Origin of the sequence: Acidisphaera sp. S103 (assembly GCF_009765975.1) — a bacterium.
Classification (GTDB): domain Bacteria; phylum Pseudomonadota; class Alphaproteobacteria; order Acetobacterales; family Acetobacteraceae; genus Rhodopila.
The window spans coordinates 1-3,390 of the sequence record NZ_LMUJ01000085.1; the positions used below are offsets into that span (position 1 = coordinate 1).

A 3,390-nucleotide genomic window follows, 5' to 3' on the forward strand; every position below is an offset into this window, starting at 1 on the left:
TCCGCCGCAGTTGCCGACCGAAATGATCATGGCGATGCCCGCCGCCGCCGCCCGCCCGGTCAGGAAGGACGGCGGGATCGCCCAGAACGTGCCGAAAAAACAAAAAATCCCGGTCACTCCGATGGTCAACGCAACGAGAGACAACGAGGCCGAAGCGAAGGCAGCACTGGCTGCCAATCCCGCGGCGGCCACTAGCCCGGCACCGGCGACGGAAGGTATCAGGACCAGCAAGCCGGCACCTGTATAGCCGGAGCCGCCACTGCCGCGTCATCGGCAATGCCAGTTCGCCTGTTTGCCGACCGCACCTCAACCATCACCATGTGCGCCAATCAGCTCCGCCTGGCTGCGCGCTGCCCGCGCAATCCGGCCGGAATTCACGACCCGCGCTGCTGCTGGCCGGCAGCGGTCTCGGTCGCGCCGCTCTGGTTGGTCTCGGCGTCGAGTGTTTCCGCTTCACCCCAACAACGGCCGTGCTTTCGCTAAACACTTTGGGCGGCCGCGCCAACGAGGGACCGAGGGGCGTGGGCAGGCGCGCCGGTTGTCGTTTGCCGCGGCGCCGGCAGGGCTCTCCGCCCCGTCCAGGCACTGCGTGACTGATCCGATAAGTCAGAGACCCAATTCGGCCCGGTGTTCCGCAAGATCGATCGCCGGCGAACGTTTGAGCATCACCACTACACGCATTCGTTCGCGACAGCGGCGCTGCAAATGTGGGGCACCCACCAAATCTCCTGGGCGAAACGAGGCGCCCCGCGAGCGGCTGCTAGGCTCTGCAGCCACTTTCACTCGCATAAAACATTTAATATCCGCTATATGTATTAACTAACGTACACACATAGTGTATGAAGGTGATCACACCATCACGAGAACACCGATGATCATTTCGCGTCGTCATTTTGCTGGATTGCTAGGTGCCGCCTCGGCAGGCGCCATGTTGCCGGTTGAGCCGTCGAAGGCGGAGGACAAGATCGTTCGCATCGGTGTGGAGGTCGCGCTGACCGGTGCGGGCGCCGACGCCGCAACGCGCATCCGCAATGCTGTTGTGCTCGCCATCGACGAAGCCAACAGCGCCGGCAACTTGAACGGCTATAAGGTCGAACCGTTCATTCTCGACGACGCCACATCGACCGCCGGTCAATACGACCCGACGCAGGCGGCAACCAACGCCCGGAAATACGTCAACGACAAGAGCGTGGTCGCCGCGGTGGGGCCGGAGAACAGCGGTTCGGCGAAGGCGCTGGCACCGATACTCAACCAGGGGGACCTGGCGATCATCACGCCCGCGGCGACCAATCCCGATCTGACCGATCCGAAATTTGCCGGCCTGTACCGGCCGAGCGGAAAGACGACATTCTTCCGCACCGTAACGACCGACAACTATCAAGGCCCGGGCATCGCCAATTACCTGGCGGACGTGCTGAACGTGAAGACGGTTTTCATTCTCGACGACAGTGGTGCCTATGGTGTCGGCATTGCCGACGCGTTCCAGAGGCAGACGGAAAAGCGCGGCTTGCATGTCCTCGGCCGGGACCGGTTGGACCCGCTGGCGTCTGATTACACGGCGATCCTGACGAAGATCAAATCGCTGAAGCCCCAGGCGCTGCTTTATGGCGGCGTTGCCTTGGCCGGTGTCAAGCTGGCCCAACAGGCGTACGAAATCATTCCGGACGTCATCAAGGCCGGCGGCGACGGCATGCATAACGCGCAGGTGGTCGTCGGCGCGGGGTATCCCGCCGCGGAAGGGTGGTATGCGTCGAGCGCCTCACCGCACCTGACGGACGACCCGGCGGTAGCGTCTTTCGTCAAGACATATACGAGCCGCTTTGGACTCGGACCCAGCGACTACGCGATCACGGCGTATGATGGGACGCTGGTGATTCTCGATGCGATCCGCCGCGTAGTAGCGGCCCGCCAGCCGGTCACGCGCGCGTCGGTGCGGGATGCCATCCAGAACACCAGCTTCAAGACGCTCCAGGGAACGATTTCATTCGATGCGAACGGAGATCTGAACAACAAGGTTGTCAGCCTGTATCAGATCAGGAAGGACGTCGGCGCGCCGTTGGAGGATTTACAGCGCCAGTTTCACTATCTGGGCCCGGCGCCGCGGGTCTGAGGCGGCGGCCCCCCGCGGTCGCCGATCGTCACCTCCGTCGTGTCACTTCCATCACGGCTTCGGCACTGCCTGTTCGCCAACCCGCGGCCCGCGAGCGAACCGCAGAGACATCGCCTCTCCCAACACGCCGGCCGGCCGAAGCAGGATCGCCAGGTACAGAACCAATCCGACGAAGACCATACGGAAATGGCCGGCCTCCCGGCCGATCTCCGGCACCAGGATCAACACCGCGGCCCCGAGCACGGCGCCTGGGACGCTGCCTAGGCCGCCGACCACCACCATCGTCAGGATCAGGATGGACTGGTCGATCCCGAACATGTCCGGGCTGATGAAACCCGTGCTGTGTGCCAGCAGGCAGCCGGCGACACCCGCCAGCGCGCCGCTGATCGCGCAAGCTCCGACTTTCAGCCGGCCAACGGCGATACCCATGGCGCCGGCGCTCTGGTCGTCCTCACGCAGGGCGCGCAGGGCGCCGCCATAGTAGGAATGAGTCAGCCGCCACACGATCCAGGTCGTACCGGCACAAACCGCGGCGATGATGTAGAATGTGCCCAGCCGGCCGCCAAAATCGAAGCCGAACAGTCGGGCGGGTGGGATGCCGCGTAACCCCATCGGGCCGCGGGTCAGGCCATCCCAGTTGGTGATCGTTACGTTGATGATCTCACCGACGCTCAATGTCGCGACGGTGAAGAATATCCGAACCAGCCGGATAGCCGGGATGGCGACCAGCATCGCGATCAGCCCGGCGACCAGGGCGCTGGCTGGCAGGCTTGTTTCGAGACCAGTGCCGAACCGTAGCGAAACGATTGCCGCCGTGTAGGCACCGATCGCGTAGAACGCCGCATGCCCAAGCGAAACGAGTCCGGCGGTGCCGGTCAGCAGATTGAGGCTCGTCGCCAGGATCACGAAGATCATCGTCAGTTCCGCAAGCCGGAACAGATAGCCCTGGTCCAGTGCGCTCAGCGCTGCGGGCAGCAGGCCGAAGACGAAGATCAGCACGCCAACCGGCAACACCCTACGCACGATCAACCCGCTTACCAAACAAACCGTTCGGGAAGAACAGCAGCGTGACCAGCAACAGGACATAGGGCACGATACCCGCCCAGCGCGATGACAGCACCTCGACCGACAGGCTCTCCGACAGGCCGATCAGCAGCGCGCAGGCGACGGCGCCGGGGATGTTGGTCAGGCCACCCATCAGCATTGCGACGAAAGCCTTCAATGTCGGCGCGAAGCCCATGTAAGGGAAAATCGTGCCGTAGTAGAGACCTACGAGTAGT

General features: G+C 63.5%; 4 protein-coding genes. 2 read left to right on the forward strand and 2 right to left on the reverse strand.

The features are described from left to right. Positions 1–247, forward strand: a 247-nt coding sequence (locus GSQ89_RS28370) for a hypothetical protein (protein ID WP_216856452.1), incomplete at its 5' end; no start/stop codon positions are given. 624 nt (positions 248–871) lie between these two features. Next, a complete protein-coding gene (locus GSQ89_RS28375; RefSeq protein WP_158931490.1) occupies positions 872–2,110 on the forward strand; it encodes a branched-chain amino acid ABC transporter substrate-binding protein in 1,239 nt (412 codons plus the stop codon). A gap of 51 nt (positions 2,111–2,161) precedes the next feature. Here the strand turns inward: GSQ89_RS28375 and GSQ89_RS28380 are convergent, their stop codons facing one another. Both GSQ89_RS28380 and GSQ89_RS39465 read right to left on the reverse strand, forming a co-directional pair. Further along, a complete protein-coding gene (locus GSQ89_RS28380) occupies positions 2,162–3,133 on the reverse strand; it encodes a branched-chain amino acid ABC transporter permease (RefSeq protein ID WP_158931491.1) in 972 nt (323 codons plus the stop codon). Next, positions 3,126–3,390, reverse strand: a 265-nt coding sequence (locus GSQ89_RS39465; RefSeq protein WP_408839543.1) for an ABC transporter permease subunit, incomplete at its 5' end; no start/stop codon positions are given. The genes GSQ89_RS39465 and GSQ89_RS28380, both read right to left, overlap by 8 nt.

Bases quoted from the DNA above. Each gene is read 5' to 3' on its own strand.
- GSQ89_RS28375 (WP_158931490.1), top strand. From the start codon at position 872: ATGATCATTTCGCGTCGTCATTTTGCTGGATTGCTAGGTGCCGCCTCG.